At 48.7% G+C, this 26,972-nt stretch carries 23 protein-coding genes; 12 read left to right on the top strand and 11 right to left on the bottom strand.

The annotated features are described in order from the left end of the window. Positions 1-24: 24 nt before the first annotated feature. The 3 genes from ppx to ACVA53_RS09055 are packed head-to-tail and all read right to left on the bottom strand — an operon-like array spanning position 25 to position 4,171. Positions 25-1,548 carry an exopolyphosphatase gene (gene ppx / locus ACVA53_RS09065; RefSeq protein WP_446504929.1) on the bottom strand — a complete coding sequence of 508 codons (1,524 nt, stop codon included), beginning with the start codon at positions 1,546-1,548 and terminating at the stop codon, positions 25-27. Continuing rightward, a complete protein-coding gene (gene ppk1 / locus ACVA53_RS09060) occupies positions 1,545-3,635 on the bottom strand; it encodes a polyphosphate kinase 1 (RefSeq protein ID WP_255040607.1) in 2,091 nt (696 codons plus the stop codon). The genes ppx and ppk1 overlap by 4 nt, the downstream gene beginning before the upstream one ends. A 32-nt stretch (positions 3,636-3,667) precedes the next feature. Beyond that, positions 3,668-4,171 (bottom strand): glycine cleavage system protein R, encoded by a 504-nt coding sequence (locus ACVA53_RS09055; RefSeq protein WP_255040608.1) that lies wholly within the window; start codon positions 4,169-4,171, stop codon positions 3,668-3,670. A gap of 261 nt (positions 4,172-4,432) precedes the next feature. Between ACVA53_RS09055 and ACVA53_RS09050 the strand changes: the two genes are divergently transcribed. The 4 genes from ACVA53_RS09050 (at position 4,433) to phoU (ending at position 9,888) form a co-directional block, all read left to right on the top strand. Then, entirely contained in the window at positions 4,433-6,652 is a 2,220-nt protein-coding gene (locus tag ACVA53_RS09050; RefSeq protein ID WP_446504928.1) for an ABC transporter permease subunit, read from the top strand. A gap of 64 nt (positions 6,653-6,716) precedes the next feature. Continuing rightward, on the top strand, positions 6,717-8,330 hold the full coding sequence (gene pstA, locus ACVA53_RS09045; protein WP_446504927.1) for a phosphate ABC transporter permease PstA: 1,614 nt from the start codon (positions 6,717-6,719) through the stop codon (positions 8,328-8,330). Between the two features lie 18 nt (positions 8,331-8,348). After that, the gene (pstB, locus tag ACVA53_RS09040) at positions 8,349-9,167 is read left to right on the top strand and encodes a phosphate ABC transporter ATP-binding protein PstB (RefSeq protein ID WP_255040611.1); all 819 of its coding nucleotides are present in this window, start codon (positions 8,349-8,351) and stop codon (positions 9,165-9,167) included. Positions 9,168-9,177: 10 nt separating this feature from the next. Continuing rightward, on the top strand, positions 9,178-9,888 hold the full coding sequence (gene phoU / locus ACVA53_RS09035) for a phosphate signaling complex protein PhoU (protein ID WP_255040612.1): 711 nt from the start codon (positions 9,178-9,180) through the stop codon (positions 9,886-9,888). 53 nt (positions 9,889-9,941) lie between these two features. Here phoU and ACVA53_RS09030 read toward each other — a convergent pair whose 3' ends face one another. From ACVA53_RS09030 to ACVA53_RS09005, 6 genes are all read right to left on the bottom strand, one after another. Further along, entirely contained in the window at positions 9,942-10,502 is a 561-nt protein-coding gene (locus ACVA53_RS09030; protein WP_446504926.1) for an outer membrane beta-barrel protein, read from the bottom strand. Positions 10,503-10,626: 124 nt separating this feature from the next. Next, the gene (locus tag ACVA53_RS09025) at positions 10,627-11,151 is read right to left on the bottom strand and encodes a porin family protein (protein ID WP_255040614.1); all 525 of its coding nucleotides are present in this window, start codon (positions 11,149-11,151) and stop codon (positions 10,627-10,629) included. 148 nt (positions 11,152-11,299) lie between these two features. Next, positions 11,300-12,241: a LysR family transcriptional regulator gene (locus tag ACVA53_RS09020; protein ID WP_446504925.1), complete on the bottom strand. Its 942-nt coding sequence runs from the start codon at positions 12,239-12,241 to the stop codon at positions 11,300-11,302. An 84-nt stretch (positions 12,242-12,325) separates the two neighbouring features. Then, a complete protein-coding gene (gene ppk2 / locus ACVA53_RS09015; protein ID WP_446504924.1) occupies positions 12,326-13,129 on the bottom strand; it encodes a polyphosphate kinase 2 in 804 nt (267 codons plus the stop codon). 189 nt (positions 13,130-13,318) lie between these two features. Next, positions 13,319-14,065 carry a copper homeostasis protein CutC gene (locus tag ACVA53_RS09010; protein ID WP_446504923.1) on the bottom strand — a complete coding sequence of 249 codons (747 nt, stop codon included), beginning with the start codon at positions 14,063-14,065 and terminating at the stop codon, positions 13,319-13,321. Between the two features lie 245 nt (positions 14,066-14,310). Then, entirely contained in the window at positions 14,311-14,919 is a 609-nt protein-coding gene (locus ACVA53_RS09005; protein ID WP_036817749.1) for a peroxiredoxin C, read from the bottom strand. A 131-nt stretch (positions 14,920-15,050) separates the two neighbouring features. Between ACVA53_RS09005 and ACVA53_RS09000 the strand changes: the two genes are divergently transcribed. The 3 genes from ACVA53_RS09000 (at position 15,051) to aceA (ending at position 19,704) form a co-directional block, all read left to right on the top strand. Continuing rightward, positions 15,051-15,947 (top strand): hydrogen peroxide-inducible genes activator, encoded by an 897-nt coding sequence (locus ACVA53_RS09000; RefSeq protein WP_255040619.1) that lies wholly within the window; start codon positions 15,051-15,053, stop codon positions 15,945-15,947. A 680-nt stretch (positions 15,948-16,627) separates the two neighbouring features. Continuing rightward, positions 16,628-18,226: a malate synthase A gene (aceB, locus tag ACVA53_RS08995; RefSeq protein ID WP_255040620.1), complete on the top strand. Its 1,599-nt coding sequence runs from the start codon at positions 16,628-16,630 to the stop codon at positions 18,224-18,226. Between the two features lie 170 nt (positions 18,227-18,396). Continuing rightward, positions 18,397-19,704 (top strand): isocitrate lyase, encoded by a 1,308-nt coding sequence (gene aceA / locus ACVA53_RS08990; RefSeq protein WP_255040621.1) that lies wholly within the window; start codon positions 18,397-18,399, stop codon positions 19,702-19,704. Positions 19,705-19,778: 74 nt separating this feature from the next. On the opposite strand, the gene ACVA53_RS08985 is transcribed toward aceA, so the two are convergent. Continuing rightward, entirely contained in the window at positions 19,779-20,357 is a 579-nt protein-coding gene (locus ACVA53_RS08985; protein ID WP_446504922.1) for an acyl carrier protein phosphodiesterase, read from the bottom strand. A gap of 49 nt (positions 20,358-20,406) precedes the next feature. After that, the gene (locus ACVA53_RS08980; protein WP_255040624.1) at positions 20,407-20,865 is read right to left on the bottom strand and encodes a CBS domain-containing protein; all 459 of its coding nucleotides are present in this window, start codon (positions 20,863-20,865) and stop codon (positions 20,407-20,409) included. Positions 20,866-21,093: 228 nt separating this feature from the next. Between ACVA53_RS08980 and ACVA53_RS08975 the strand changes: the two genes are divergently transcribed. From ACVA53_RS08975 to secD, 5 genes are all read left to right on the top strand, one after another. Continuing rightward, positions 21,094-22,191 carry a S1 family serine peptidase gene (locus tag ACVA53_RS08975; protein WP_446504921.1) on the top strand — a complete coding sequence of 366 codons (1,098 nt, stop codon included), beginning with the start codon at positions 21,094-21,096 and terminating at the stop codon, positions 22,189-22,191. A gap of 102 nt (positions 22,192-22,293) precedes the next feature. Then, positions 22,294-23,346 (top strand): tRNA preQ1(34) S-adenosylmethionine ribosyltransferase-isomerase QueA, encoded by a 1,053-nt coding sequence (gene queA / locus ACVA53_RS08970; protein WP_446504934.1) that lies wholly within the window; start codon positions 22,294-22,296, stop codon positions 23,344-23,346. Positions 23,347-23,610: 264 nt separating this feature from the next. After that, the gene (gene tgt / locus ACVA53_RS08965) at positions 23,611-24,741 is read left to right on the top strand and encodes a tRNA guanosine(34) transglycosylase Tgt (protein ID WP_255040626.1); all 1,131 of its coding nucleotides are present in this window, start codon (positions 23,611-23,613) and stop codon (positions 24,739-24,741) included. 16 nt (positions 24,742-24,757) lie between these two features. Continuing rightward, positions 24,758-25,090 carry a preprotein translocase subunit YajC gene (yajC, locus tag ACVA53_RS08960; protein ID WP_255040627.1) on the top strand — a complete coding sequence of 111 codons (333 nt, stop codon included), beginning with the start codon at positions 24,758-24,760 and terminating at the stop codon, positions 25,088-25,090. A gap of 25 nt (positions 25,091-25,115) precedes the next feature. Then, the gene (gene secD / locus ACVA53_RS08955) at positions 25,116-26,963 is read left to right on the top strand and encodes a protein translocase subunit SecD (protein ID WP_446504920.1); all 1,848 of its coding nucleotides are present in this window, start codon (positions 25,116-25,118) and stop codon (positions 26,961-26,963) included. The last annotated feature ends 9 nt before the right edge of the window (positions 26,964-26,972 follow it).

The raw sequence follows: 26,972 nt of genomic DNA, 5'->3' as shown, positions 1-26,972 counted from the left end.
TTTCCAGAGCAAATACCTGATCAACTACTTATCCAGATTGGTATCACTATCAGGGGTTAGCGCTAACTCCCAACCGGCTTTACGCCAGTAATCCTGCTCTTTGCGCAAATCTGCGGCCAGTAAGCGGTTACTCTCCTCCCAACCCTCAGGCAAGGTTAGTTGCCACTTCTCTTTATCGGCATCGACAGTGATCGTCGGTAGTGGGTCATCACTGCGTTGGCCATTGAGAGCGACCGCTAACCGAAGGGTACGGATCAGCGGGTAGAGGTGTTTGCGCTTATAGATACTCAGCTCCGGCATTTCCTCTAGCTTTAAGCTCTTGCGCTGGAAGCGAACCAAAGTTGCCAGGACTGTTTGCTGCTCGAGGTTGAACCCCGGCATGGTACTGAAGCGAAGCAGGTAGGCTGAATGTCGGTGGAATCCGGGGTAGCTGATGCTCAGCCCCACTTCGTGAAGCAATGCCCCCCAGTTGAGCAGGGTCGCCAGCTCGACCTTGGTGAGCCCCGGTTGCGGCTCTACTTGGTTGTAAAGCAGCTCGGCGGTTGCTTTAACCCGGTTGGCCTGGGCGATATCGACGTTGTACTGTTTGGCCATCGATGTCGCGGTTCTGACTCTAATATCACTGTGGCGGAAACGCTCTTCCATTTCATACAGTAAGCCTTCGCGTAGGGCACCGTCTGAAAAAATCATCTCATCGATATTCAGCGACTTGAAAACGGCACTGAGAATGGCGACCCCGGCAGCAAAGACCGGTTTGCGGTCTTCGCTAAGACCGGCAAAATCGAGTTCATCCGAATGTTTGATGGTGAGGGTGGCATCATAAAGTTGCTGTAGGCGCTTAGTAGTGATCACGCCATCACTGTGTCCTTGGCCTATCAGGACTTCCCGAATCGCTTTGATGGTGCCTGAAGAGCCGATTGCGGTCTGCCAGCCTTTGCGAATGTACTGGCTGGCGATGCTCTCGAGCTTTTGCTGGGCGGCAAGTTGCGCTGTTGCCATGTTTTTGTTGCTGATTTTACCTTTGGCAAAATAATGCTTGTTGTAGCTGACACAGCCCATGTGTTTGCTGTAAGCCAGTTGAGGGGTAAAGCCATCGCCAATAACGAGCTCTGTACTACCCCCTCCGATATCCACAATCAGTTTTTGCCCGCTGTCCGGTTGAGTATGGGTGACACCAAGGTAAATCAAGCGAGCTTCTTCAGTACCGGGTATGATTTCTATTGGGTAGGGAAGCAGGGCTTCAGCGCGCTTGAGAAACACATGGGCGTTGTTAGCCTGACGTAAGGTGTAAGTGGCGGCAATGCGAACATTTTCCGGTTCAAATCCTTGCAGGCGCTCAGCAAACATCGCTAAACAATTTAAACCGCGCTGAATGGCGGCCTGATCGAGGTTTTGGTGTTTATCTAGCCCAGAGGCCAAATGAACACGCTGCTTGTGGCGGCTGATGATTTGTAGGCTTTGCCCGACAATACGGGCAACCACCATATGGAAACTGTTCGATCCAATATCTATCGCAGCGATTTCTCTTGGGCGTACAGGCTCTGTCATGTATTACTTTCGCTCTTAATTTTTTTCTTAAGCTGTTTTTCTGATTGTTTGAGGTAGTCGTAGATCGCTAACTGGGAGCGGATCTTGCGTTTATTACCTCGTGGAACGTATTTATTGGACATTTCTTTATCAATAATACGGGCCTTAACGGTATCAGAAAGCTGGATATTGAGTATGTCGATAATCTTCTTTTTCAGCGTTGAATCATAAATTGGGCAGCCAACCTCAATTCGGTTGTCGATGTTTCGTGTCATCCAATCGGCAGAAGAAATGTACACATCAGGTTCGCCGTTATTCTCGAAGACGACAACCCGGGGGTGTTCGAGGAAACGGTCAACAATACTGATCGCCGTGATGTTCTCGCTAATCCCCTTGATCCCCGGGATCAAAGTACACATGCCGCGAACAATCAGCTTGATTTTCACACCGGCATTACTGGCTTGGTAAAGCAGGTTAATCAGGCCTTTATCGACAAGGTTATTCACCTTTAGTGTAATACCGGATGGTAAGTTTTGCTTGGCATGGGCAATTTCCCGGTCGATCGAGTCATAGAGGCGTGAGCGGGAGTTGCGCGGTGAGACAATCAAATGGTTGAATTTCACCGGACGGTAAGGGTTTTGAATGTAGTTGAAGACCATCCTGACTTCATCGGTGATTTCCTTGCGGCAGGTCATCAGCGAGAAATCGGTATAGATCCGTGCTGTCTTTTCGTGGAAGTTACCGGTACCGAGATGGGCATAGCGCACCAGATCATCGCCTTCCTTGCGGGTAATGAGGCAAAGTTTGGAGTGGATCTTGAGCCCCGGCACGCCAAAGAGCACCTGTACCCCCGCCTCTGTTAGACGGCGGGCCCACTCGATATTGGCTTCTTCGTCAAACCGAGCCTGAAGCTCGACCACTACCGTGACTTGTTTACCGTTGTTAGCGGCATCGATCATCGATTCGATGATTTGTGAGTTTTTTGCCACACGGTAGATATTGATTTTTATACTGCGTACTTTCGGATCATAGGAGGCCTGGCGAACCAACTCAGTCATATGGCCGAAGGTGTGGTACGGGTAGTACAGCAGGATATCTTGTTTTTTGATCGCATCGAAGGCATTGCGGGCATTTACAAACTGGGCGCTTTCGAGTGCTGGTAGTTGTTTGTTCTCAAGGTAGTCCCGGCCTACATTCGGAAATCCGATGAAGTCCTTGAAGTTATGATAGCGCCCGCCCGGAATGATACTGTCGTAGCTTGAGACTTTCAGTAAGCCACAGAGTACGTCGACCATATCGGCAGGCATATCCCGCTGATAGACAAATCGGACCGGCATGGCGGTCAGGCGCTGGTCCAAACCTTCAGACATCTGCTCGAGCAGGCTGTGCTCAACTTCCAGGTTCAGGTCGTACTCGGCATCGCGGGTCATCTTCATCGCATAAGCAGACAGCTCATCGTATTCGAACAGGCCACTGAAGATGTCGTCCAGACAGAAGCGGATGATGTTATCAAGAAATATGAGAGTCTTGCGTCGCTTTCCCTTGGCCTCAGGCAACTGGATAAACCGCGGTAGCTGATCGGTTGGGATTTCAATCAGGGCGTAACGCTTGCTATTGCCTTGGCGCATTTCTACAGCAAGGTACGAGTATTCGTCTTTGAGGAACTGGAGCAGGTCGATGTCGTCGGTCAGCAAGATAGGGGTGACATGAGGCAGAATACGGGTGCGGAAATGCTTTCTCAGCCAGACTTGCTGGTGGTCATCAAGTTGCTGCTCGTTGACCAGGAAGATATGGCGCCTCGCCATTTCGAGCAGGATTTCATTGTACAGGGTATCAAAATCCTGATTTAGCTTGAGTACCCGGCTTTGGATCTTGCTTAATAGATCCTTGGCCCGGTCACTGCTGCCTTGCTCCTCGTTGATCAATATACGGCGTTTGACATCCGCAAAGCGCACTTTATAGAACTCATCGGTATTACTCGAGTAGATACCGAGGAAGCGGACCCGCTCAATCAGTGGGACAGACTTATCCGCGGCTTCTTGCAGCACGCGCTCGTTAAAAGATAGCCAACTCAGTTCTTTGTCGGTATAGAGAGGTTCAGCGCTCATTGTCTTCCTACTTGCTATGGGGCATTGAGGGATCAGTTATCGTCGATATCTACAGTGAGATCATCGGCGATCTTCTCCAGCTCTTCTTGTACGTACTCAATACTCAGACTGCTAGGCAACTCTAATTGGAAACGGGCAGAAAAAATGGGGTAGCCCCAGTTGGGTGCACTGTCAGAGTGTGTTTTGAGTTTATGAATATTTATCCCAAGCTGGTTGAGCTTGGTCGTGACGTCTTTGACAATACCTGAGCGGTCATTACCTGTGACCAATAGATGGTGCACAACCGAAGTTTGCAGGGTTTTGCTTTCTTCTTCGACCACCTGAACTTGAAGGGCATCAAGCTGTTTGAGCGCATTGCTGAGCACGCCGACATATTGGTCGGCGACTTCTACTTGCAGGATACCGGTAAACTGACCGGCTAACTTACTGAGACTGCTTGAAAGCCAGTTGCCATGGTTTTGATAAACCGTGTCTGACAGCGTTTCTACTAGGCCAGGGCGATCTTGGCCGATGACAGTAATGATCAGATGCTTCATAACGATATCCTTATACAAGTGGCGTCATTGCCCGTTCTATATTGACTATTATGTGAGCATGAGCAGAACCTGTCTAGGCTTACAGGCCGATCAAGATATTGAATTTTTTACGAAATCACAGAAATGAATAATAAATATTTTTTATTTCACTTTTATGTCATTCAAGTCTAAGAGGTCGACATGACGGAAAAGGCGCCCTGTCATATAATTGTCATCTAAAGGAAATATTATTAGTAAACGTGTAAATTTATTGAGGTAATGATGGCAAAGGCCGGTGCGATATTGATGGGAGAGAGTCCTGGCCGTAAGGTAAAAGATAAATTGGTTCGTTATGGTGTGACGTCCGGTGGGATCTTTGTCCTTGTTACCCTCATTTTGATCTTTTTCTACCTCCTCTATGTGATCCTGCCGATCTTCTCATCGGTCAAGGTGACCTCCCTGCAGCAATTTACCACCGCTTTTACCACCAAGGCTGCTGATATTCGTGTCAGTGACAGCAATGACCATTTGTTCCGTCTTGCTGACGACGGCTCCCTGAGTGCGATAAGCCTTACCGGAACCGCTGCGGGAGACGTTGTTGGTACGGTTAATCTTCTCGACGATGTGGTCAGTATTGGCCGTACGCTCCCTGCCGATCAATTATATGCTTTGGGAGGCGAGTCCGGAGAGGTACTGATTGCCAAACCTTCCTTGGCTGTGACAAAGGGTAATAACGCCCTTTCATTGAGCTATCCATTAGGTCACGAGCGGATCCAATTAGACCCCAAAGGCCAGCCGATTGTGAGCTTAGCGGCGTCGGTTCGAGACACGCAGGCTATCATTCTCGGGATCACGGCTGATGGCCGGGCCAGAGCGGCGTTATTTTCTGAAACGAGCAATGTGCTGGGTGGGAATGGAACGAATTGGCAATCTTTTTCTTTTGCTATCAGCGGATTGCCAACTGAAGTCAAAGACATTGCGGTGACACCTGATGCCCGTACAGCCTATGTTCTCGCGGGTGAAAAGGTATACGTTATCGCGTTTGGTAGTACTTCAGGCTGGGTTCGTGAAGTGGTTGAGATTGAACCTACAGGTAGCCAGGCACAACAGCTGGCTTTGCTATCGGGTGCCAACTCCCTGCTTATCAGTCACAGTGATCAATCGTTGTCCCAGTGGTTTGAAACCCGTAAAGGTGGTAAGCGTGAACTGGTCAGAACCCGCAATTTTGCCGTTGGTGATAGCCCGGTAACCGCTTTGATCCCTGAGTATACCCGCAAGGGCTTTTTTGCCCTGCAGCAGGATGGACAGCTATCGGCATTTTATACCACGGTAAAAGGGGCGATATACCGCGAACCGGTTTTTGCTGATGGCCCACCGCAGCAAATTATGATTTCGCCACGGGCAGATCGCTTAGTCGCGCTAAAGGGCAATGATTGGCAGGTTTTTGATGTCGATAACCCTCATCCCGAGATAGGGTTCGCCTCTTTGTGGCAGAAAATTTGGTACGAGGGCTACCCTGAGCCGGATTATGTCTGGCAATCGACATCGGGCAGTGATGAGTTCGAACCTAAGCTAAGTTTGGTACCATTGGTCTTTGGTACGTTGAAAGCCGCGTTATATGGCTTGATGTTTGCCGTTCCGTTAGCGCTGGCGGGGGCGATATATACGGCGTATTTCATGTCTTCGCGGATGCGCGGCATAGTGAAACCCACCGTGGAGTTGATGGAGGCGCTACCGACCGTAATCCTCGGCTTTCTCGCTGGTATTTGGCTGGCGCCGATAGTGGAATCCCATTTAGTTGGCATGGTTGCTTTGGTCGTGATGTTCCCTGTAGGGATGTTGCTGGCCGGTATTGGTTGGTCTTTGCTGCCGGACAGTTGGCGAAGTCGGATCCCAAATGGCTTTCACGTCCTCATACTGATGCCGGTGATCGTCCTGATAGCCTATGCCTGTTTTGACCTTAGTCCTTGGCTTGAACAAATGTGGTTTGCTGGAGATGTCAGGGCATACCTGAGCGACGAGTGGGGGATTGGTTACGATCAACGTAATGCCTTAGTGGTAGGGATTGCGATGGGGATTGCTGTGGTACCGACCATTTTCTCTATCGCCGAAGACGCGATTTTTTCCGTTCCTGGCCATTTGACCAGCGGCTCATTGGCCTTGGGGGCAACCCATTGGCAAACGCTGACACGCGTTGTACTGTTAACGGCAAGTCCGGGGATCTTCTCGGCCATTATGATGGGACTTGGGCGGGCTATCGGTGAAACCATGATAGTGCTGATGGCTACCGGTAATACACCAATCATGGATTGGAACATTTTAGAAGGCATGCGCACATTGTCAGCGACAATCGCGATTGAAATGCCGGAAAGTGAAGTCGGAAGTTCTCATTATCGGGTCATGTTCTTGGCCGCTTTTGTACTGTTCGTTTTTACATTTATGTTTAATACCGTCGCTGAGTTAGTACGTCAGCGTCTACGTGAAAAATACAGCTCCCTGTAATTTCTTGCAAAGTAGGCACCCATGAATGATCTGGAAACAGTAATAACAATGAATTACGCATTTAATGAATAGATGGTTAAAATCAGGCGCACCTTGGATATGGCTAACCGCCGGTGCTGTTAGCCTTAGCTTGATCGTGGTGCTTGGCTTATTGCTATTGATTGGCTGGAAGGGGCTTGGCTACTTCTGGCCTGCACCTGTTTATCAGTTTGAAATCCAGCAAAACGGTCACCAAAGCACGGTTATTGGTGAGGTGTATGAGCGTAAAACGGTCCCTGTTGAGCAATTGACAGAAGCCGGTATCAATACCACGATTTTTGATGGCGACACTGTTATCCGCTACGTTATCAAAACCGGTAACCGAGATGTGCTGGGTAGTGACTTTGTAACCATACTGGGCCCGCATATTGTCAGCCAAGAGCCAGCAGCTGGTATTGCCGTGATAGAACGGCTGAAGAATGGGCGCTTCTATGGTTATCCGGTTGGCCTTACCGATAATGGTGAGGCGATCCCACTCGAAGAGCTTGAGCACAGCCTGGAGCAAGCTGATATTGTTCGTGATTTAATCCGTCAAATTGAGCAATCGGATCTGGTTAAACTGAACCAGCAGTTTGAGTTGCTTAATGACAAGGCTCGTCAATACGATGATCCTTCTCAACTGATTGGTGAGCGACAGTTGCTCGAGCAGCGGTTCACCCACATTGAGCAACAATTGCTGACGTTACATCAGAAACTTAATCGTGACAGTTTGATTGTTCGGGAAATGACAGGGAAGGAAATTACGCTGCCGCTCGAGCAGATTTTGGATTATTGGTATCCCAATGACTTTACGACTGCAGGTAAGCTAGGCCATTGGCTCAGCCAGCTAGGCCACTTTGTCAGCGATGATCCCCGTGAGGCCAATACCGAAGGTGGTGTGTTCCCGGCTATTTTCGGCACCGTGTTCATGGTGTTGCTGATGAGTGTAATTGTGACTCCGCTGGGGGTGTTGGCGGCGGTCTACCTTCATGAGTATGCCGGGAAAAGTATCTTTACCAAGTTGATTAGGGTTGCCGTGATTAACCTTGCGGGTGTGCCCTCGATTGTTTACGGCGTCTTCGGCCTAGGTTTCTTTGTCTATATTGTTGGGGCGCAAATTGATGATGTGTTCTTTGCCGATCAGCTACCTGCACCGACATTTGGTACACCGGGTATTTTATGGTCAGCGTTGACCCTGGCGATTCTGACTTTGCCAGTGGTGATTGTATCCACAGAAGAAGGCTTGGCCAGAATACCCACGTCTATCCGTCATGGTTCACTAGCACTGGGAGCGACGCAGGCTGAGACTCTGTGGCGAACTGTGTTGCCGATGGCAAGTCCGGCGATCATGACGGGCTTGATCTTGGCGGTTGCCCGGGCTGCTGGCGAGGTCGCACCTTTGATGTTGGTGGGGGTGGTGAAAATGGCCCCATCGTTACCGATCGACGGCCAATTTCCTTACCTGCATTTGGATCGAAAATTTATGCATCTCGGTTATCATATATATGATGTCGGTTTTCAAAGTCCGAATGTGGAAGCAGCACGACCGCTTGTGTATGCCACGTCATTTTTGTTGGTCACCGTTATTGTGGGTTTGAACCTGACAGCCATTGGGATCCGTAACCACTTGCGTGAAAAATTCCGCTCCTTGGAGCAATAGTGAGATTCAGGAAAGAGTATGTTTTCAATTAATTCCCCAATTGGCCTGTTTGAGCCTGTTGATTTGTCAGCGTTACCGGAAGAGAAAACGGCGCTGTCAATCGAGGGGCTGGATCTCCATTACGGTACCCATCAGGCCCTGTATGATATCAATATGCGGATTGCCAAAGGCCAGGTGACGGCATTTATCGGCCCGTCAGGCTGTGGCAAATCGACACTATTGCGCTGTATCAATCGAATGAATGAGCTCGTTGAAGGCTGTAAGGTTGACGGTAAAGTGATGCTGCACGGGCAGAATATCTACGACGGCCGAGTTGATGTCGCTTCGCTGCGCCGCCGGGTTGGCATGGTGTTCCAGCGGCCGAATCCATTTCCTAAATCTATTTATGAAAATGTGGTTTATGGCCTTAGACTCCAGGGAATCAAGAATCGCCGGGTGTTGGATGATGCGGTGGAAAGCTCGCTCCGTGGTGCTGCTTTGTGGGACGAGGTTAAAGATCGTCTGCATGAAAATGCTTTTGGCCTTTCAGGTGGCCAGCAGCAGCGTTTGGTGATTGCACGGGCAATAGCGATTGAGCCGGAGGTTCTACTGCTTGATGAGCCGACGTCGGCGCTAGATCCGATATCCACTCTGACTATTGAAGAGCTGATTAATGATCTGAAAACCAAATATACGGTGATTATCGTCACTCACAACATGCAGCAGGCTGCACGGGTATCCGATAATACCGCCTTTATGCACATGGGAGAGCTGGTGGAATACACCAGTACCAATGATATATTCACCACCCCGAAAGAAAAACGTACCGAAGATTACATCACGGGTCGATACGGTTAAGGAGAAAGTAATGTTGGATAGTTTGAACCTTGGCCGTCATATCTCTGGCCAGTTTAATGCCGAGTTGGAAAGTATTCGTACCCATGTGTTGGCGATGGGGGGGTTGGTTGAACAGCAGTTGGCCGATGCGCTAAAGGCAATGCACAAGCAAGATATTGAATTGGCGCGCCGGGTTATTAAAGACGACCACAAGGTTAATGCAATGGAAGTGGCCATTGATGAAGCCTGCACTCGTATTATTGCCAAGCGTCAGCCGACGGCTAGCGATTTACGTTTGGTGATTGCGATTATCAAAACCATCACGGATCTTGAACGGATCGGCGATGTCGCTGAAAGTATTGCTAAAGTGGCGCTGGAAAACTTCACTAACAAGCAATATAACTTGTTGGTGTCGTTGGAGGCATTGGGTCAGAGTGCGGTACGTATGCTTCATGAGGTACTGGATGCTTTTGCCCGGATGGATGTGAAGGCGGCGATTGATGTTTATCAGGAAGATGACCGTATCGACCGTGAATATGAAGCGATAATCCGCCAGCTTATGACGTATATGATGGAAGACCCGCGTTCTATCCCGAATGTCTTGCAGGTAATGTGGTCGGCACGCTCGATTGAGCGGGTCGGTGATCGCTGCCAGAATATCTGCGAATACATTATCTATTTCGTTAAGGGTAAAGATATTCGCCATACCAGTCAGGAAGAGTTGGAAAATATCCTTAAATAGCGGTTTCGAGGGGCTCGTCATATTCGGTGAATGGCGAGCCATTATTTATCGAACTAAAACCGGTAATTAATCCCCATTCCATAACTACGGTAATAGTTGTCTTCACCGAACAAATCAGCTTTTTGGTAATTGAAATAGCCAATGATATCAAGGTTGAGTGTGACTTCACGACCTACCTCGAAGCCATAGACTCCTGTCGTATCCTGATCGCGATCTTTTTGATATTCACCTCCCCCAACATAGTACTTTCGGCTTTCCTCGATTCGGCTTACTCCCAGAACTGCAGCAACATAACCAGGTTGATGACCTAATGCCATAAAGTGGTATTTGGGCTTCAATACTGCACTGTAGCTATAGGTTTTATAGTCGATTCCAGTAAAACCTTTGAAGAAAATACTATCTCCAAGCTCAGTGGCATTGAGTTCCATCCCCATTGTTACCCTTGGGGTAATGTCAAACGCATAGCCTGCCGTTAGGCCGTATTGGCCAGGTAGGGTTGACTTGCTGTAATCGGTAAATCCTAGCTTCAGACCTACATATGGCCCTGAAACCGAACTGGCAAAAGCACTGGTCGAGAGTAGTGCAGCAAGTAACAATATAATACGTGGTTTCATTCTAGTGGCTCTAATTACAAAATATCTAACGCAGAGAACAGCGATTTTAACCTGCAAGACTGATCAAATATTTATGTAGGTTGGTATGAGAGCTGACGGTATGCTACCGCCAGCTTGGAAAGAGTTAGAACTTGTAGTTGGCGCCGATGTAGAAGCTACCGTAGTCTGAATCGAGTGACTTGTAACCGCCTTTGACAGAAGCGTTGCGGTTGAAGTCGTAGCCAGCTTCTACGCCAAGCGATAGGACAGTGTTGTTGTCCGAAAACTTTCCGCTATGCCCATCAATGGTAAGCTTTAGCTCTTCTTCTAGGTTGTGCAGACCTACTTGGGCACCGGCATAAAAGTTGTCGTTGAAATAATATTTCGGTTTTACGTTGATACCGTATGAGTAAGCCTTTAGTTTTGCGGTGTCACCAAGGTAAGACTCGCTGTCCTCACCATAATGACGGTATTCACCTTCAACCCCAATTACGACGTCAGGAGACACTTGGAAGTCATAACCTGCGACTAAGCCAACGCCGGTATCAAATGAGTCACCATCTAGGCTGTTAGATGCCAAGTCAGCACCAATGTAGAAGCCTTCTTTTGATGCCAAAGCTGGAGCCGATAGCAGAGAAGCAATGGTTAGAGCAAAAACCGTCTTTTTCATGTGAAGTCTCATAAAGTTAGTTAGATATGGTGCGTACAGATAAACGTGTTATCCCGTTTCGATAGCAAGAATATTAAATTGAACGCTGTACACAATCTAATTACTTTGGTTGATATCACTGATTAGTGGGTTTTATTGCATGGTGTTTTTATTGTTCGGCCGTTTTGGTTTTGAGGAGCAAACTTTCGATAAGCTTAAATAACCATTGGGTTTTAGGATCATTTTGCTTTGATTGGTGATAATAGCAAACGGTGGTGTGATCAATGGGTGGGCCGTCGATGCGGGCTTTGAGTTTACGAAAGTCGGGGTGATCATCAGGTACCATTATATCGAGGGTCGGAAAGAGGAGATCAGACTGTTTAACCACTTGCAAAATTGACTCTGGTGAACTGGAGCGAAAACCGATGTTGGCTGTTAGATTATGTTGGGCATAGTACTGTTCTACATCGGTCAGCAGTTCATTTCGCTCCGGCACGATCAAACAGGCCCATACTGCTTTAACTGAATATCCATCAAGGACGCCGATTTCTGACTTCGTATACGGGTGTTCTCTTCGGACTATAACAACCGGTTTATTGGCTGGGATAGGCTTGCGATGGAGCTCTTTGCTGGTATTAGCAACATCATAATTAAGGGCAATATGGGTCTGGCCATTGAGTAGTTCGCTAAACGTCGCTTCATTCCAGGTAAATACTTCTATTTGGCAATTGGGGGCTTGTTGGTGAATGGCTAAATACAGTTTACTGCTTAATGCGTAAATAAACTGTGGTGCCAGCGCGATGCGCAATTTGCCAGTGAGCTGTTGTGGATCAAACTCCTGGTTGGTGTTCACTGCTTGGAAAAGCCCATCAAGTGCCGGTGCTAATACCTGGCAGAGTTGTTTAGCATAGGGAGTTGGAGTCAGCCCCGTACGGGTTTTGGTAAACAGATCGTCCTCGAAATGCAGCCGGAGTTTTTGCAAGGCATGACTGACGGCGGGCTGGGTAACGAACAGGCGCTCTGATGCCTTGCGCAGGTTTTGCTCCTGATAGATGACCAGTAGGGTTTTAAGCAAGTTTAAATCGAGATTTGCTGATAAATCCTTGGCCATGAGTGCAATTACTCCTTTACTACTGAATATCAGGAATAGTACATGAAACACAACAATTAAAACATTGTTTTATTGTTGATGCATTTACTCATCAGCAAACAAGTCGGGAACAAAGGTCTGGTTTTCTTCCGGTGCTCGAATGTAGCCTTCCTTATTGACCTCTGGTAATTCTATATCTGGGTAGTGGATATCCTGATAGGGGATTTGGCTCAAGAGGTGGGAGATACAATTGATCCTGGCTTTCTTCTTGGTGTCGGCATCGACGACCCACCAAGGGCATTGCTTGGTATCGGTGTAAGCGAACATCCGATCTTTGGCGGCAGAGTAGGCGGCCCAGCGGCTACGGGACTCCAAGTCCATCGGGCTGAACTTCCAGCGCTTTATCGGGGTGTTGATGCGTTCCATAAAACGTTTTTCTTGCTCTTCGTCTGAGACGGAGAACCAGTATTTGAGTAAGATGATCCCGGAGCGTTTGAGCATCCTTTCAAACTCTGGGCAGGAACGGAGAAACTCTTCGTATTCATCATCGCTACAAAATCCCATCACATGTTCGACACCGGCGCGGTTGTACCAGCTGCGATCAAACAGTACCATTTCACCTTCTGCTGGAAGATGTGCGACATAGCGTTGGAAGTACCATTGAGTACGCTCTCTCTCGGTAGGCTTTGCCAACGCGACAATACGGCTTATTCGTGGATTGAGCTTTTCAGTGATCCGCTTGATGACTCCGCCTTTTCCTGCGGCATCTCGCCCCTCGAAGACCACTACGACTTTCAGACCTTCTTGCTTGATCCATTCCTGAAGCTTGACCAGTTCAATTTGCAGCCGTTCCAGCTCGGCGTCGTAATCGCTTTTTTGGAGTTTCTTCTTTGGTGGGACAAAAGGCATAGCGAGTCTCTATTTTAGCTTCAACTTGATAGAAAAAGAGTAACTCGGAAACTGGAATTTGACGAATGAGATGGCGAATTGCTTGAGGTAGATAGCACTATTTTTCCAATCTAGATAAATACGAGATCAACGACTTATCTAGATTGGTATGGACCAGTGGCCTCGAAAGACACACATAATCGCGGTGATTTAAAGGGCGCTTAATGCACGTATCACGCCAGCAATTTTATCAGGTGCAGTGACCGGGATAGCGAAATCATCGATATCGGCATTGCCCATATGGGCAGAGTTGGCATAGCTGCGCATCTTGGAAGGGCGGGTGGATTTACCCGATAAATGCACTTCTCTGATACCTGCCTGTTGGACTATTTGTGCGACATTGCCTGCATTGACACCGGCTCCCGCCATAATTGCGACATGTGCACCACAGTGCGCCACCATTTTGCGCAGCATTGGGATGCCGTCGAAGGCATTGGCTTCGAGCCCAGAAGAGAGTACGCGCTCGCAGTTATGCTTCATGATGATGTCCAAGGCAGCCATTGGATCCAGGCACTGGTCGATAGCACGGTGGAAGGTCAGTCTCATTCCGCTGGCTTGGCGCCGGATCTCGGCAAGGAAATCCTCATCAACGGTACTGTCGTTGTTTAGCGCACCGATCACCAGCCCATCGAGCCCGGCCTGTTTTGCAGTATGGGCATCTGCCAGCATGATTTCCTTGTCTTGGCTCGAGAACAAGAAGTCACCTTGGCGTGGGCGGATCATGGCGTAAACCGGCACCTTGGCGTGTTTGGCGGCAAGTTGCATTAATCCGGCATTGGGGGTGAGCCCTCCAAGCGTGAGTGAAGAGCAGAGTTCGATACGGGTGGCACCGCCTTGCTGGGCAAGGTGGAGTGATTCAATGTTGTCGATACAAACTTCAATATGGTCAACGGTCATAGCAACGACTGTACAAAGGGGTGGGTGTCAAGCAGTGTAGATGATATTGGGTTTTGAGACGATTAGTCAGATCAAAAACCGAATGGAAGATGTAAGGTGGAAGGTGGGTAAAATGACATCGTCCAGATACAAAAAGGGCCCGGTGTGTCCGGGCCTCATTCTATTTTTGCCTATTGGCTGACTTTGGCTTTACGCTATTGCGTTTGTTGCCTGATTAACACCGTGAGCGTGGTGTTAATTGCTAATTACTTAGCTAGGTCTGCAGTGTGCTCAGATAGGTAGTCAGCAACACCTTTTGGAGATGCGTCCATACCTGCTTTGCCTTCTTCCCACTGTGCTGGACAAACTTCACCGTTCTTCTGGTGGAAGTTTAGCGCGTCAACCATGCGTAGCATTTCGTCGATGTTACGGCCTAGAGGTAGGTCGTTAACTACTTGGTGACGTACAAGACCGTCTTCGTCGATTAGGAAAGAACCACGGAAAGCAACGCCTGCTTCTGGGTGCTCAACGTCGTAAGCTTTACAGATTTCGTGCTTAACGTCAGCGATTAGTGGGTACTTAACCTGACCGATACCGCCGTTCTCAACAGCAGTGTTACGCCATGCGTTGTGAGAGAACTGAGAATCGATAGAAACACCAATTACTTCAACGCCTTTCGCTTGGAAGTCTTCAAAACGCTTGTCGAAAGCGATTAGCTCAGAAGGACATACGAACGTGAAGTCTAGTGGGTAGAAGAAAACAACAGCTTTCTTGCCTTTCGTGAATTCTGCGAAGTTGAAGTTATCAACGATTTCGCCGTTACCTAGAACAGCTGCAGCAGTAAAATCTGGTGCTTGACGACCTACTAGTACCATTTTGGTGCTCCTAAATATTCGGTTTGTCGCCTACCTTTCCGGTCGGCTCTCTGTTTGGACGAGACAAACTATAACGAAACTGATAAATTCAAAAAAGCGGAATAAATAGATTGATGTAATCGAAATTTACGATGAACAAGTTTCCTTCTCTAAAACAATTGCACTATTTAGTGACTTTATTTGAAACCCGGCATTTCGGTGACGCAGCCAAGCGTTGCTTTGTTAGTCAGTCGACGTTGAGCTCCGGGGTGCAGAATCTCGAAGAGCTGATAGGTTGTCAGCTGATTGAAAGGGACAATAAGTCTTTGGTCTTTACCTCGACCGGCGAAGATGTCGTCGCCCGTAGCAGGGAGTTGCTAGCCAGAAGCCAAGATTTGATGGAGCTGTCAAATTGTATGGGAGATGGCATGGAAGGCCAGTTGCGGGTGGGGTGTATCCCGACAATCGCCCCTTTCCTGCTCTGCGATTTGGTACAGGAAGTGAACCGGTTGCACCCGAATCTCAACTTATTGTTGCGCGAAGATACTACGACTAATTTGCTGGCTGCTTTGCGCAGCGGCGAGATGGATGTCCTGATCTTGGCATTGCCGGTAGAGATTAAAGGCATGCATAGCCAAGTGGTCGGTCGTGATGCCTTCAAGATGGTGATCAGCCGTAATCAGGCTGAGCTGGTTACCACGCCATTACGCTATGCTGATTTACCTGATGAGTCAGTGTTCTTGCTAGAAAAAGAACATTGCTTGACCGACCATGCGGTTTCAGCTTGTAAACTGACTACCAAAGAGAAGATCAATCCGTTCACCGCGACCAGCCTCCATACGCTGGTGCAAATGGTCGCCAATGGGCTTGGAACGACCTTCATCCCGCAGATGGCTATTGATCATGGTTTGCTGCATAACCAAAATCTGGTTGTGGTCGAACCTCCGGGTCAGGAAGCGTACCGCGAAATAGGTTTAGTATGGCGGCCGACGTCCAGCCGGACCCGCACCTTCCATCAACTTGCTGATATTGTCGAAGAATTACTGTAAGCACTTCATTCTGTCGCCAGTTTTTAGTATGGAGCCGCAAGTTTTGCGGCTTCTTTGTCTTATTTCCCTTCTGAGAATTAAGTGCTTGGATAAAACCGTCTATCTCAGCACAAAATGCTAATTTCTTATCCCCTGTTGGTATTTTCCAATAGCCCAATCTGATGAAACTGCCTTTAATTTGTAGGTTTATTATGTTTCGCTCTAAAAATAAATGAAACCTGTTGATTAAGGTACTATGCTTGCTGTGTATAAAAAATAGACATTTTGGTCTACTTTATGATTATTTTTTAAGCATATAACTGCTTTTAAAAAAATCAACGATGTTTGAAACGCAAATCAGGACAAGTGTTTGAATTATAGTTTTGTGTAATTTAATTACGTAAGTAGTTACGAAATGGCGGGAATTAAGATCCGGTCATGAAAACCGAGTTTTTGCCTAAAATTTGTTTCAATTCAGTGTTTTGAGTTATTGCTCTACTTTTAATAAGTTATTGTTTTTTATGGTTATGAGTGGGCTGTCACTAGCGAGCTCAAATTGTCATGTCTTGCAATTGGGCGTATGTTACGGCAACGTAAATAGGGCGTTAAAGTCAAGTTTGTTTGCGTGTAGACGAAAGCGTACTTGGTTTGGGTGGTGATTAAGTTACATTCGTAAGGGAGCGTGAGGAATGGAAAACGATATGTCTACTAACCATGAAGTGAAGCTATCGCTACAGACACCGTTATCGGCAGAGCAGGCTGACATCCTCAATGATGAAGCGTTGGCTTTCTTAGAGGGGCTTGTACAGCGCTTTGCTGGCCGGGTTTCTGAGCTATTGGCGACCCGAGAGCACCGTCAGCTTGCTATTGACGCCGGTAGCCTACCCGACTTTCTGCCAGACACCGCTGAAATCCGAAATAGCGAGTGGACTGTACAAAATATTCCGCAAGACTTGCAGGATCGCCGTGTTGAGATCACTGGCCCTGTCGAGCGCAAGATGGTGATCAATGCGCTCAACGCCGATGTCAAAGTCTTCATGGCCGATTTTGAAGATTCTTTCGCACCTGCTTGGGGAGAGGTACTCGCTGGGCAGCAGAATCTCAAAGATGCCGTTAACGGCACGATTTCCTACACTAATCCCGAATCAGGCAAGCAATATCAACTTAACGACGACCCTGCGGTGTTGATCTGCCGGGTGCGTGGTTTGCACTTACCTGAAAAACACCTGCTTTGGCAGGGGGAGCCCATTCCAGGTTGCCTGCTCGACTTTGCTTTGTATTTCTATCATAACTATCAGAAACTGCTAGAGAAAGGCAGCGGTCCTTATTTCTACATTCCTAAGCTACAGGCTTATCAGGAAGCTGCATGGTGGAGTGAAGTCTTCAGCTATACCGAGGATTCCTTTGAGCTGCCCAGAGGCACGATTAAAGCCACGGTTCTGATTGAGACTTTGCCAGCAGTATTTGAGATGGAAGAAATCCTCTACAGCCTCAAAGAGCATATTGTGGGTCTTAACTGTGGCCGCTGGGATTATATTTTCAGCTACATCAAGACATTGCGCAATCATCCCGATCGCATTTTGCCGGATCGTCAAGTCGTGACGATGGAAAAGCCTTTCCTCAATGCTTATTCACGACTGCTGGTCAGAACCTGCCACCGCCGTGGGGCATTTGCGATGGGGGGAATGGCCGCTTTTATTCCATCCAAAGATCCTGAGCGTAATGAATGGGTACTTAACAAGATCCAAACCGATAAATCACTGGAAGCCAACAACGGCCATGATGGGACTTGGGTTGCTCACCCAGGGCTTGCCAGCACCGCCAGAGCGGTATTTGATGAGGTATTAGGATCGCGTACTAACCAACTGGATATCTCGCGCAGCGACGATGCTCCGATCACCGCTGATATGCTACTTGAGCCATGCCAAGGGGACAGAACCGAAGAGGGAATGCGTCATAACATTCGTGTGGCCGTGCAATATATCGAGTCTTGGATTTCCGGTAATGGTTGTGTACCTATCTACGGTCTTATGGAAGATGCGGCGACCGCTGAAATTTCACGGGCTTCAATCTGGCAGTGGATCAAGCACGGTAAATCGCTAAGTAACGGTAGTGTGGTAACCAAAGCGCTGTTTGAACAAATGCTGAAAGATGAGATGCAAGTGCTTGAGCAGGAGCTGGGCAGTGAGCATTTCCAACAGGGAAGATACAACGAGGCTGCGGTATTGATGTCACAGCTGACCACCAGTGATGAGCTGGTTAACTTCCTGACCTTACCGGGCTATGAGTATCTTTCATAGCGGTGGATAGGTCGCACTGAAAGAAATAAGTACACCAATTAGCAACATTAAAAAAGCCAATAACGAGAAAAGGCCCGTGACCGTTTAATCTTATCGGGCCAATAAAAAGTCAGTTTCGCCAATAACAAAATGTGATGCGATTATCGCCAAATGAAACGAGGGACATCATTATGACATTGACTCGCCAGCAACAAATTGAAGCATTGGAAAAGGACTGGGCGGAAAACCCACGTTGGAAGCATGTTAAGCGTACCTACACTGCGGAAGAGGTCATTAACCTACGCGGCTCTTTTGCCCCGGCCAACACCATAGCCCAACGCGGTGCCGACAAACTGTGGGATCTGGTCAACGGTGACGCAAAAAAAGGGTACGTTAACTGTTTGGGCGCGTTGACCGGTGGTCAGGCGGTACAGCAGGCCAAAGCGGGTATCGAAGCGATTTATCTTTCCGGGTGGCAGGTCGCTGCCGATAACAATACAGCCTCAAGCATGTACCCTGATCAATCGCTGTACCCGGTAGATTCAGTTCCGGCTGTGGTCAAGCGCATCAATAACTCGTTCCGCCGTGCGGACCAAATCCAATGGTCAACCGGTAGCTCACCTGAAGAAGGTATCGATTACTTCCTGCCAATTGTCGCGGATGCCGAAGCCGGCTTCGGTGGTGTACTGAATGCCTATGAGCTAATGCGCAACATGATTGACGCCGGGGCAGCCGGTGTGCATTTTGAAGATCAGCTCGCGTCTGTGAAGAAGTGTGGTCATATGGGGGGTAAAGTACTGGTGCCGACTCAGGAAGCGGTACAGAAATTGGTTGCCGCACGCCTGGCTGCGGATGTGGCAGGTACTACAACCTTGGTTATTGCCCGTACCGATGCCAATGCCGCTGACTTATTGACCTCAGACTGTGACCCATACGATAAAGATTTTATTATCGGTGAGCGCTCTCAAGAAGGCTTCTACCGCGTGCGTGCCGGTATTGATCAGGCGATTGCCCGCGGCCTTGCCTATGCACCTTATGCCGATTTGATTTGGTGTGAAACGGCCACCCCTTGTCTGGAAGAGGCACGTAAGTTTGCCGAGGCTATCCATGCCCAGTACCCAGACCAGCTGTTGGCTTACAACTGCTCGCCTTCTTTCAACTGGGAGAAGAATCTGGACGCAGAGACTATTGCTAAGTTCCAGCAGGAGCTATCGGATATGGGGTATAAGTACCAGTTCATTACTTTGGCTGGTATCCACAATATGTGGTTCAACATGTTCGAACTGGCTCACTCTTATGCTCAGGGCGAAGGCATGCGTCATTATGTCGAGAAAGTGCAGCGTCCAGAATTCGAAGCAGCTGATAAAGGCTATACCTTTGTCGCTCACCAGCAGGAAGTGGGTACCGGCTATTTCGATAAGATGACCAATACCATTCAGGGGGGCAACTCGTCGGTGACAGCCTTGACTGGCTCGACTGAGGAAGAGCAGTTCAAATAACTGGTATACCAAACCTCCTAGTATTTTTGACAATCTATTTTTGATTTTTGAGCGCCTTATTGGCGCTCTTTTTTTCAAGGTCGAAAGCGCTTTGCAGCCTGTTCGACTTGCGGGTAAATCGAAAAGAACTGTTGCTCTAACTCGTTATAGTTAATCATCAAAACGGCGGGAGTAAGGGCGAGTTGGTGGAGCCGTGGCCTACGGCTGGCCATCCGGGTTAAGGATGTTTCCAGTGACTCGGGGTACTGGTATTTCAAAAGCCAGTTTTGCTGCCACATCCGGTTCACTGTAAGGAGGTAGTTCTCTGGCATATTGTGTTGATATTGCTCGACTTCGGCCCTGGCTTCGCGAACAAAATCAGGCAGTGTCTGAGGGTGGAATTGCTGCCAGTGACGAGCCAGAAAGTGGTCCCAGACCATATCGAGGGCGATACCGCTGACCCGACGGGTGTCCGCTCCAAACAGTTGCCGGCATTGGCGTACCTCCGGCATCGCATCGATATAGCTGTCGATGAAGCGGTGAAGCTTGATGCCATCTGCGATGTCTTGTTCGAATTGCCGATAGGGATCACCCCTGACGAAATCGGCTAGCAGGTTACCTGCGAGGTGGCTATTGCACTGCTGGGCAAGGTGGAGGTGAGCCAGAAAGTTCATGCGCGGCTAAATATCGCTGGGCTTTCTGGCACAGTGCTTGGCTGATGTTTCAGTAGGTGGATGCAGAGTCGCTTTCAATCGGTTCGACCTCTTCTTGCAGCTCCAGTAAATTGATGGCGATGGAGACAAAGTCAGTATCAGTGATGATCCCTACTAGTTTATTGTGGTCGACAATGGGTAAACAGCCAATCTGGTGTTTCTGCATGTAGAGTGCCGCTTCTTTCAGCCCAGCCGTCGGCTCGACGCTTCTCAGGTTACGGTGCATGGTTTGCTCAAGGGGGATATCCAGAGCTGAGATAAAGGTGCTTTTGGATATTTGCTCAAGACTAGACTCTTGCGCTGATAAGATATCTCGCTGGCTAACTAAGCCAATAAGGTGGTTGTCTTTGTCGGTAATAGGTACATGATGGATATGATGTTTTGCCATTATCCGCTTGGCATCGGCCAGAGTGTGGGATGCGGTCAAGGTATGGGGGCAGGGCGTCATCATGTCGGAAACGGTAAACATAGAGCCTCCTCAATAACGGTGAGCTATTTGTTGTTATTGCCCGCATTGCAGGCTGTATAACTTTCTTTATTTTGCTTTCTCTATGAATGTAGCTAATCCTGACTGCACGACCTATGACGCCAGTCAAAGAATGGCAAGTTATTTCACTGTTTCTCATTTGTTTCTCATAAGTTAAAAAAGAGATTGTGTCGTATACTCAATAAAATGATGCCGTAGAGGAATGAGTCGATGCGTAAGCTGCTGTTTATTTTGCTGTCTTGGGCGATGTTGTTTCCATTCTCTGTTTACAGTGATGACCCCGAGCCGCAAGCCAAAATTATTGGTGGAATTGAGTCTGGAACGAATGAAATTCCTTGGCAGGCTTACCTTAATATGACGTTCGGCGAGGGATCGGACGAAAGGACATTTATCTGTGGTGGTGTTGTTATCAGTGCTGATGTTGTATTGACCGCCGCCCACTGCATGCGAAACGGTAGCGAGACGGCCAAACCCGAAAATGTACGGGTGTGGGCTGGCATTACCAGTATATTCAGTGCTGGCTCGCTAAATTCTGTGTCAGTGAGTGAAATCGTACTCCACCCTAATTACAACTCTTCTCGGTTTGCCAATGATATGGCCATCCTCAAGCTATCCAGCACTTTACCGGACGACGCCTTACCTATTCGCCTCGCCTCTACGGCTGAGCAGCAGCGTGCTGACGAGGCTTTTGCCAATGGTTGGGTAACAGATGGTGAGCGTCAGCCTAACCTATTGGTATCCGGCTGGGGGAGCACCGATGCCAATGATTCCAGCTCCGGGGCAACCCGGCTTCAGCAAACCTTGCTTTCAGGGGTGCCGGATAATATCTGTCGCTCTAACTCTATGTGGGGGAGCAATATCAACAGTAGCGAGGCGGCTATCTTCCTCTGTGCAGGTTCGGTATCGCCTACGCTTGGCAGAGACAGTTGTTTCGGCGATTCGGGAGGTCCTTTGGTGTGGCAGGATCCGCTTGCCGCTGGAGATAGCGACTTCGGTTTACGCTTAGTTGGGCTAGTCAGCTTTGGCGAAGGCTGTGCCGGGCGACTGCCTGGTGTCTATTCGGAAGTGGCGGGTCAAACGACCTGGCTGGAGGGAGAAATAGGCCAGGGCTTCCTCAATCAGATGACACCGGAGTTTGCCGTTGATCCCTTCCTCGCCAATTACGACGGGGCGGGTGATGCCGTCGAAGGCTCTCAGTCGGTCGCCAGCGGAGGTAATAGCAGTAGCGGCGGGGGGGGAATGATAGGGATCGGTAGTTTGGTATTGCTGAGTGTTGTTATCGGGTTACGCCGTCGCGTTGCGATTTAGCCTTTGCATCGACTCCAGCCCCGGCCTGTCAAGGTGATCTTTGCTTGATATTGCAGTGTGGCAGCCTATACTAGCTGCCTGCTGTAATTTAGGGCCCTAATGATGCAAGTTTCCGATTTTGACTTTGACTTACCTGATGAGCTGATTGCTCGTTATCCACAACCTCAGCGTACTGCTAGCCGCTTGTTACAGTTGACCGGTAATACTGGTCAACTGGCGCACAAAGGCTTTAAGGATGTACTGGATCTGGTAGAACCGGGTGATTTGTTAGTGTTCAACAATACCCGAGTGATCCCTGCGCGTTTATTTGGTCGCAAAGCATCTGGCGGTAAGATGGAAGTCTTGGTTGAGCGTATGCTGGATGACAAGAGTATTCTTGCCCACGTACGTGCGTCAAAATCACCTAAACCGGGTAATGAATTGTTCCTTGGTGAGAATGATGAGTATCAGGCAGAAATGGTTGCCCGCCATGACGCATTGTTCGAAATCCGCTTTAACAGCGACAAAACGGTGTTGGAAATCTTAGAAGAAGTGGGCCATATGCCGCTTCCTCCTTACATTGACCGTCCTGATGAAGACTCTGATAAAGAGCGCTACCAAACGGTATACAACGCCAAGCCGGGAGCGGTGGCAGCCCCAACGGCCGGCCTGCACTTTGACGATGAGTTGATGGCAGATCTCAAGGCGAAAGGGGTGAACTTTGCCTTTGTTACCTTGCATGTTGGCGCAGGAACTTTCCAGCCGGTGCGCGTTGATAATATCAACGACCATCACATGCATGCCGAATATGTTGAAGTGCCTGAAGACGTTGTTACGGCAATTAATGCCACCAAGGCCAATGGCAAGCGTGTCATTGCGGTAGGGACGACATCGGTACGCTCTCTGGAGAGTGCCGCCCAAGATGCTAAGCAGAAAGGCACAGAGCTGAAGCCATTTTTCGGCGATACCGAAATCTTCATCTACCCAGGTTATGAGTACCAGTTGATTGATGTATTGATCACCAACTTCCACTTGCCAGAATCTACTCTGATCATGCTGGTGAGTGCTTTTGCCGGTTACGAGAATACGATGAACGCTTACAAGCAAGCTGTTGAAAATAAATACCGTTTCTTCAGCTATGGTGACTCGATGTTCATTACCCGCAAAACCGTGTAATCGTATTTTTCATTGACGAAGTCAGTGTTACTTAAGGCTGCATTTGTTAAAATGCGGCCTTTGTACGTTTCATCTCTCGGCGAAAAGCCCAGACGATGACATATTCTTCCACTAGGCTTTAGGGCGGAGTGGAACACCTGCACTCTTATTGGCAGGTATGTTTAGGCAGGACTGGCGTGTGCTGGTGCTGCCATTGTTGTGTCCCTGACCTTAGCGGGATGGGGACATTTATGTCAGATTGTTTCTCTGGCTGTTGGAGGCTTTGTGAAATTTGAATTAGATAAAACCCTGGGACGTGCCCGTCGTGGTCGTTTGCAGTTTGAGCGTGGTACGGTAGAAACACCGGCCTTCATGCCTGTGGGTACTTACGGTACCGTTAAGGGTATGACTCCGGAAGAAGTGGAAGAAACCGGCGCGCAAATCTTGCTGGGTAATACCTTCCACCTTTGGCTGCGTCCTGGCCAAGAAGTCATGAAAATGCACGGTGACCTGCATGACTTTATGCAGTGGCAGGGGCCGATCCTGACTGATTCAGGCGGCTTCCAGGTATTCAGCTTGGGCGATATCCGTAAAATCACCGAAGAAGGTGTTCACTTCCGTAACCCGGTAAACGGTGACAAGATTTTCATGGACGCAGAAAAGTCGATGGAAATTCAAAAGGACCTAGGTTCTGATGTTGTTATGATCTTCGATGAGTGTACGCCATACCCGGCGACACACGACGAAGCGAAGAAGTCGATGGAGATGTCTCTGCGCTGGGCACAGCGTAGCCGTAATCACTTTGACAAACTTAGTAACAAAAATGCACTGTTTGGTATCGTCCAAGGTGGTGTATATGAAGACTTGCGCGATGTTTCCGTTGAAGGCCTGACTAAAATTGGCTTTGACGGTTATGCGGTAGGTGGTCTTGCTGTCGGTGAGCCGAAAGAAGACATGCACCGTGTTCTTGAGCACACGTGTCCGCAGCTACCTGAAGACAAGCCGCGTTACCTGATGGGCGTGGGTAAACCAGAAGACTTGGTTGAAGGTGTTCGCCGCGGTATCGACATGTTCGACTGCGTGATGCCGACTCGAAATGCCCGAAACGGCCACCTGTTTGTGACCGGAGGTGTGATCAAGATCCGTAATGCGAAACATAAAACGGATACAACCCCTCTCGATCCGCACTGTGACTGTTACACTTGTCGCAAGTATTCGAAGGCGTATCTGTATCACCTGGATAAATGTAATGAAATCTTGGGTGCGCGCCTTAACACAATCCACAATTTGCGTTACTACCAGCGTTTGATGGAAAGTATCCGCAGTGCGATTGAAGAAGATCGTTTCGATGTGTTCGTAGAAGAATTCTATGCACGTCGCAACCGTGAAGTTCCACCATTAAATGACAACAAATAATCGAGGACGTTAGTAAATGAGTCTGATCTCTCAAGCACACGCGGCAGCGGAAGGTGCACCACAGGGCGGCGGTATGCAGCTATTTATCATGCTTGGCCTTTTTGCCGTAATCTTCTACTTCATGATTTACCGCCCGCAGGCGAAACGTGTGAAAGAGCACAAAACCCTGATGTCTTCTATGGGCAAAGGTGATGAAGTGCTTACCAGCGGTGGCCTTGTTGGCAAAATCGCCAAGGTTTCTGAAGAAAACGACTACATTGTTATCGGTCTGAACGATACTACCGAAGTGACTATCAAAAAAGACTTCGTTACTGCCGTTCTGCCAAAAGGCACAATGAAGTCTCTGTAAAAATTTGCTTTGAAGGATCACTGCAGTGCTAAACCGTTATCCCTTGTGGAAGAACCTGATGGTAGTGTTCGCATTACTTATCGGTTTGCTCTACGCACTTCCCAATGTATACGGTGAAGATCCAGCAATTCAAATCTCCGGGGCGCGTGGCGCCTCGGCAGATATGTCCACGCTGGATGCCGTCACCGAAGATTTGGAACAAAATCAAATCTCTTATAAATCAGTCGCTTTCGAAAACGGTACTGTCCTGGTCCGCTTTAACGACACTGATACCCAAATCAGTGCTCGCGATATTCTTAACGAACAGCTTGGTGACGATTTCGTTGTCGCCCTCAACCTTGCCGCTTCGACTCCTGACTGGCTTGAATCCATCGGCGCTAACCCAATGAAACTGGGTCTTGATCTGCGTGGCGGTGTGCATTTCTTGATGGAAGTCGATATGGACGCAGCAATGGAAAAATTGCTGGGCCAGCAAGAAGAAACATTCCGTACCGAATTACGTGAAGCGAAAATTCGTTATCGCGCAATCAGCAAAACCGATGAGGCTGTCGAAGTTCGTCTGCGTAATGTAGAGCAATTGGCAGAAGCCAAGCGTGAGCTACAGCGTCTTCATCCGGATATGTTGTTTACCGACACAACTAGCGGCTTCTTGCTAAGTGCGACATTCACCGATGCTCGCCTGCAGGAAATCCGTAATTACGCAGTCGACCAGAACATCACTATCCTGCGTAACCGTGTTAACGAACTGGGCGTGGCCGAGCCATTGGTTCAGCGCCAGGGTGCCAACCGCATCGTAGTGGAGCTTCCAGGTGTTCAAGATACTGCCCGTGCCAAGGAAATCCTCGGTGCCACAGCAACGCTTGAGTTCCGTGAAGTGGATAACTCGGCTGACCTAGCGGCAGCGGCTTCTGGCCGTGTTCCTCCGGGTAGCGAAGTGAAGTTCACTCGTGATAGCCGTCCTGTTGTGCTGAAAAAGCGTGTGATCCTATCGGGTTCTCACATTACTGACGCCAGCTCAAGTGCCGATGAATATGGCCGCCCTCAGGTAAACATTTCGCTAGACAGCGAAGGTGGTAGCAAGATGACAGCCTTCTCGCGTAATAACGTGGGCAAGCTGATGGCGACTGTCTTTACTGAATATAAAGACAGTGGCGAGCGTGAAGAAAGTGGCAAGGTTATCCTGGAAAAACACGAAGAAGTGATTAACCAGGCAACTATCCAGACTGCGCTAGGCCGTAACTTCCGTATTACCGGTATCGACTCGCAGGCTGAAGCCCATAACTTGGCGCTACTGCTACGAGCTGGTGCACTGATTGCTCCTATCTCAATTGTCGAAGAACGTACCATTGGTCCATCAATGGGTCAGCAGAACATTGATATGGGTATCCAGGCGATGATCTGGGGTATGGTTGCAGTTATGCTGTTTACCCTTATTTACTACCGTCGCTTTGGTCTATTTGCCAATATGGCGCTATTGATGAACCTGGTACTGATTATCGGTGTGATGTCGATGATCCCGGGCGCAACCATGACCTTGCCGGGTATTGCCGGTATCGTTCTGACGGTAGGTATGGCGGTTGATGCCAACGTACTGATTTTCGAACGTATCCGTGAAGAGCTTCGTGAGGGCCGCAGCCCGCAGCATGCGATTCAGCAGGGTTATGCCAATGCCTTCAGTACAATTGCCGATGCCAACATTACCACCTTGATCACTGCAATTATCTTGTTTGCCGTGGGTACCGGTGCGATTAAAGGTTTCGCTGTGACGTTATCAATTGGTATTTTGACTTCCATGTTCACGGCCATTATTGGTACTCGTGCACTGGTTAACTTGGTTTACGGCGGTAAGCGCGTCGATAAACTGTCGATCTAAGGAGACGCT

This window comes from Photobacterium sp. DNB23_23_1, assembly GCF_052873815.1.
This window is presented reverse-complemented; position numbering and strand designations above follow the sequence as displayed.